Source organism: Pseudoxanthomonas sp. LjRoot206, assembly GCF_056175725.1.
Window position 1 is genome coordinate 1 of sequence record NZ_JBGFFI010000013.1, and the last position, 5449, is coordinate 5449.

Annotated in this window: 2 tRNA genes and 3 rRNA genes; all 5 read right to left on the minus strand. The window is 54.2% G+C overall.

From position 1 onward, the window contains the following. Positions 1-36: 36 nt before the first annotated feature. Positions 37-151, minus strand: a 5S ribosomal RNA gene (gene rrf, locus AC04MD_RS20175). Positions 152-277: 126 nt separating this feature from the next. Next, a 23S ribosomal RNA gene (locus AC04MD_RS20180) occupies positions 278-3156 on the minus strand. Positions 3157-3411: 255 nt separating this feature from the next. Further along, positions 3412-3488: transfer RNA gene (locus tag AC04MD_RS20185), tRNA-Ile, on the minus strand. A gap of 15 nt (positions 3489-3503) precedes the next feature. After that, positions 3504-3579: transfer RNA gene (locus AC04MD_RS20190), tRNA-Ala, on the minus strand. 72 nt (positions 3580-3651) lie between these two features. Further along, positions 3652-5196 (minus strand): 16S ribosomal RNA (locus AC04MD_RS20195). Together the 16S, 23S and 5S rRNA genes with 2 tRNA genes alongside form the textbook arrangement of a ribosomal RNA operon. Between the last annotated feature and the right edge of the window lie 253 nt (positions 5197-5449).

Here is a 5449-nt window from a genome sequence, read left to right on the forward strand (position 1 = left end):
CCCCCGTCCTGTCGGACGGGGGTTTTTGGGTAAAGCCCCTGGCGATGACCTACTCTTGCATGGCTTAAGCCACACTACCATCGGCGCGGCTGCGTTTCACTTCCGTGTTCGGGATGGGAACGGGTGGGACCACAGCGCTAATTTCACCAGGGAGAGGGTTGGAGCGTCGCCATCCAGGGAACGGATTAAGGCGCCAATCTCTCATAGGGTCTTGTGACGTAGCGGGCATTGGATTTTCTCTGACGATATCGTCGAGTCCAAGGCCACTTGAGGTTATATGGTCAAGCCGCACGGATCATTAGTATCAGTTAGCTCAATGGGTTGCCCCACTTACACACCTGACCTATCAACCACCTAGTCTTGATGGTTCCTTTAGGGGGCTTGTGCCCCGGGAGATCTCATCTTGAGGCGCGCTTCCCGCTTAGATGCTTTCAGCGGTTATCGCTTCCGAACATAGCTACCCGGCAATGCCACTGGCGTGACAACCGGAACACCAGAGGTTCGTCCACTCCGGTCCTCTCGTACTAGGAGCAGCCCCTCTCAAATCTCCAACGCCCATGGCAGATAGGGACCGAACTGTCTCACGACGTTCTGAACCCAGCTCGCGTACCACTTTAAATGGCGAACAGCCATACCCTTGGGACCGACTACAGCCCCAGGATGTGATGAGCCGACATCGAGGTGCCAAACACCGCCGTCGATATGAACTCTTGGGCGGTATCAGCCTGTTATCCCCGGAGTACCTTTTATCCGTTGAGCGATGGCCCTTCCATACAGAACCACCGGATCACTAAGTCCTACTTTCGTACCTGCTTGATCCGTCGATCTCGCAGTCAAGCACGCTTATGCCTTTGCACACAGTGCGCGATGTCCGACCGCGCTGAGCGTACCTTCGAGCTCCTCCGTTACTCTTTGGGAGGAGACCGCCCCAGTCAAACTACCCACCATACATGGTCCCCGATCCGGATTACGGACCTAGGTTAGAACGTCAAGCACATCAGGGTGGTATTTCAAGGATGGCTCCACCGAAGCTAGCGCCTCGGTTTCATAGCCTCCCACCTATCCTACACAGACGAACTCAACGTTCAATGTAAAGCTATAGTAAAGGTTCACGGGGTCTTTCCGTCTTGCCACGGGAACGCTGCATCTTCACAGCGATTTCAATTTCACTGAGTCTCGGGTGGAGACAGCGCCGCTGTCGTTACGCCATTCGTGCAGGTCGGAACTTACCCGACAAGGAATTTCGCTACCTTAGGACCGTTATAGTTACGGCCGCCGTTTACTGGGGCTTCGATCAAGAGCTTCGCCTTGCGGCTGACCCCATCAATTAACCTTCCAGCACCGGGCAGGCGTCACACCCTATACGTCCACTTTCGTGTTTGCAGAGTGCTGTGTTTTTGATAAACAGTCGCAGCGGCCTGGTTTCTGCGACCCCCCTCAGCTATAGCCCGCATGGGCCACCAAAGAGGGTGCACCTTCTCCCGAAGTTACGGTGCCATGTTGCCTAGTTCCTTCACCCGAGTTCTCTCAAGCGCCTGAGAATTCTCATCCTACCCACCTGTGTCGGTTTACGGTACGGTCTGCGTGAGCTGAAGCTTAGGAGCTTTTCCTGGAAGCGTGGTATCAGTGACTTCGTCCTAAAGGACTCGTCTCGGTGCTCGGTCTTAAAGGATCCCGGATTTGCCAAAGATCCAAACCTACCGCCTTTCCCCGGGACAACCAACGCCCGGTACACCTAACCTTCTCCGTCCCTCCATCGCACTCACGCGAGGTGCAGGAATATTAACCTGCTTCCCATCGACTACGGCTTTCGCCCTCGCCTTAGGGACCGACTAACCCTGCGTCGATTAACGTTGCGCAAGGAAACCTTGGGCTTTCGGCGTGCGGGCTTTTCACCCGCATTATCGTTACTCATGTCAGCATTCGCACTTCCGATACCTCCAGCAACCTTCTCAAGTCACCTTCACCGGCTTACGGAACGCTCCTCTACCGCGCATAACAAAGTTATGCACCCCAAGCTTCGGTTTCGTGCTTAGCCCCGTTAAATCTTCCGCGCAGACCGACTCGACCAGTGAGCTATTACGCTTTCTTTAAAGGGTGGCTGCTTCTAAGCCAACCTCCTGGCTGTCTGTGCCTTTCCACATCGTTTTCCACTTAGCACGAAATTTGGGACCTTAGCTGTGGGTCTGGGTTGTTTCCCTTTTCACGACGGACGTTAGCACCCGCCGTGTGTCTCCCGTACATTCTGTCTTGGTATTCGGAGTTTGCCATGGTTTGCTAAGACGCGATGTCCCGCTAGCCATAACAGTGCTCTACCCCCAAGAAGATTCATACGAGGCGCTACCTAAATAGCTTTCGAGGAGAACCAGCTATCTCCGGGTTCGATTAGCTTTTCACTCCTAATCACACCTCATCCCCTACCTTTGCAACGGGAGTGGGTTCGGGCCTCCAGTACCTGTTACGGCACCTTCACCCTGGGCATGACTAGATCACCCGGTTTCGGGTCTACTGCCCGCGACTATGCGCCCTTATCAGACTCGGTTTCCCTTCGCCTCCCCTATACGGTTAAGCTTGCCACGAACAGTAAGTCGCTGACCCATTATACAAAAGGTACGCAGTCACCCTTGCGGGCTCCTACTGCTTGTACGCACACGGTTTCAGGATCTATTTCACTCCCCTCTCCGGGGTTCTTTTCGCCTTTCCCTCACGGTACTGGTTCACTATCGGTCGGTCAGGAGTATTTAGCCTTGGAGGATGGTCCCCCCATGTTCAGACAGGGTTTCTCGTGCCCCGCCTTACTCGTCTTCACTGAAAAGGTCTTTTCGAATACCGGGCTGTCACCGTCTATGGCCAGTCTTTCCAGACTGTTCTTCTAAAACCAATCCAGCTTAAGGGCTGGTCCCCGTTCGCTCGTCACTACTCAGGGAATCTCGGTTGATTTCTTTTCCTCCGGTTACTTAGATATTTCAGTTCACCGGGTTTGCTTCCAGCAGCTATGTATTCACTGCAGGATACTGCCGAAGCAGTGGGTTTCCCCATTCGGACATTACGGGATCAATGCTTGTTGCCAGCTCCCCCGCACTTTTCGCAGGCTGCCACGTCCTTCATCGCCTCTGACCGCCAAGGCATCCACCGTGTGCGCTTATTCGCTTGACCATATAACCCCAAGTCGCCTCGGAGTTACATGCCGTGTTAATGGGGTACAAAGCCATTAACGCGAACATACGACTCAATTTATTAGGGACTCGAAGTCCCCGCCTTAGCCTCAACGACACGTCTAGATGAAAATCTAAAACGCTCGCTACGTCACAAGTTGTTAAAGAACACGAAGCCGGCTTCAGCGCCGATCCGTTTCAAAATAATCTTTTAGTGTGCGATTGCAGGTTTCAGAAGTAATAGCCAGCCTGGTTTTGGTGGGTCTGGGAGGACTCGAACCACCGACCTCACCCTTATCAGGGGTGCGCTCTAACCACCTGAGCTACAGACCCAAAAGTCGTTCTCAGTGGTGGAGCCTGTCGGGATCGAACCGACGACCCCCTGCTTGCAAAGCAGGTGCTCTCCCAGCTGAGCTAAGGCCCCGTTGTACGGGCTTACTCTGAAAAATGCAGGTGTCTTGTGTGGGCGCCTGACAAGAAGCGCTTGTCATGCTCAAAAGGAGGTGATCCAGCCGCACCTTCCGATACGGCTACCTTGTTACGACTTCACCCCAGTCATCGGCCACACCGTGGCAAGCGCCCTCCCGAAGGTTAAGCTACCTGCTTCTGGTGCAACAAACTCCCATGGTGTGACGGGCGGTGTGTACAAGGCCCGGGAACGTATTCACCGCAGCAATGCTGATCTGCGATTACTAGCGATTCCGACTTCATGGAGTCGAGTTGCAGACTCCAATCCGGACTGAGATAGGGTTTCTGGGATTGGCTCACCCTCGCGGGTTTGCAGCCCTCTGTCCCTACCATTGTAGTACGTGTGTAGCCCTGGTCGTAAGGGCCATGATGACTTGACGTCATCCCCACCTTCCTCCGGTTTGTCACCGGCGGTCTCCTTAGAGTTCCCACCATTACGTGCTGGCAACTAAGGACAAGGGTTGCGCTCGTTGCGGGACTTAACCCAACATCTCACGACACGAGCTGACGACAGCCATGCAGCACCTGTCTCACGGTTCCCGAAGGCACCAATCCATCTCTGGAAAGTTCCGTGGATGTCAAGACCAGGTAAGGTTCTTCGCGTTGCATCGAATTAAACCACATACTCCACCGCTTGTGCGGGCCCCCGTCAATTCCTTTGAGTTTCAGTCTTGCGACCGTACTCCCCAGGCGGCGAACTTAACGCGTTAGCTTCGATACTGGGTGCCAAGTTGCACCCAACATCCAGTTCGCATCGTTTAGGGCGTGGACTACCAGGGTATCTAATCCTGTTTGCTCCCCACGCTTTCGTGCCTCAGTGTCAGTGTTGGCCCAGGATGCCGCCTTCGCCACGGATGTTCCTTCTGATCTCTACGCATTTCACTGCTACACCAGAAATTCCGCATCCCTCTACCACACTCTAGTGATCCAGTATCCACTGCAATTCCCAGGTTGAGCCCAGGGCTTTCACAGCAGACTTAAACCACCACCTACGCACGCTTTACGCCCAGTAATTCCGAGTAACGCTTGCACCCTTCGTATTACCGCGGCTGCTGGCACGAAGTTAGCCGGTGCTTATTCTTTGGGTACCGTCATCCCCACCGGTTATTAACCGATAGGATTTCTTTCCCAACAAAAGGGCTTTACAACCCGAAGGCCTTCTTCACCCACGCGGTATGGCTGGATCAGGCTTGCGCCCATTGTCCAATATTCCCCACTGCTGCCTCCCGTAGGAGTCTGGACCGTGTCTCAGTTCCAGTGTGGCTGATCATCCTCTCAGACCAGCTACCGATCGTCGCCTTGGTGGGCCATTACCCCGCCAACTAGCTAATCGGACATCGGCTCATCTAATCGCGTGAGGCCTTGCGGTCCCCCACTTTCACCCGTAGGTCGTATGCGGTATTAGCGTAAGTTTCCCTACGTTATCCCCCACGAAAAGGTAGATTCCGATGTATTCCTCACCCGTCCGCCACTCGCCACCCAGAGAGCAAGCTCTCCTGTGCTGCCGTTCGACTTGCATGTGTTAGGCCTACCGCCAGCGTTCACTCTGAGCCAGGATCAAACTCTTCACTTAAAACTGCATTGCCCGAAGGCAAAAACATTTAGCTGCAGAGCTCGATCACAAGCTTTACGTATCGCTTGCATTTCTACAATTGACAAGATGCTCATGAATCGAACGTCTGCAAGATGGACAGCTAGTCCTTCCTGCAGGCGCCCACACAAGTCACCTGCGCACACTGTCAAAGAGCTTCGAAGTCGGCCTCAGCGCCTTCCTTCGTGACCCCGTCGTTTCCGTCGAGGTGAGCCGCCTATTATGGCGGGTTTTT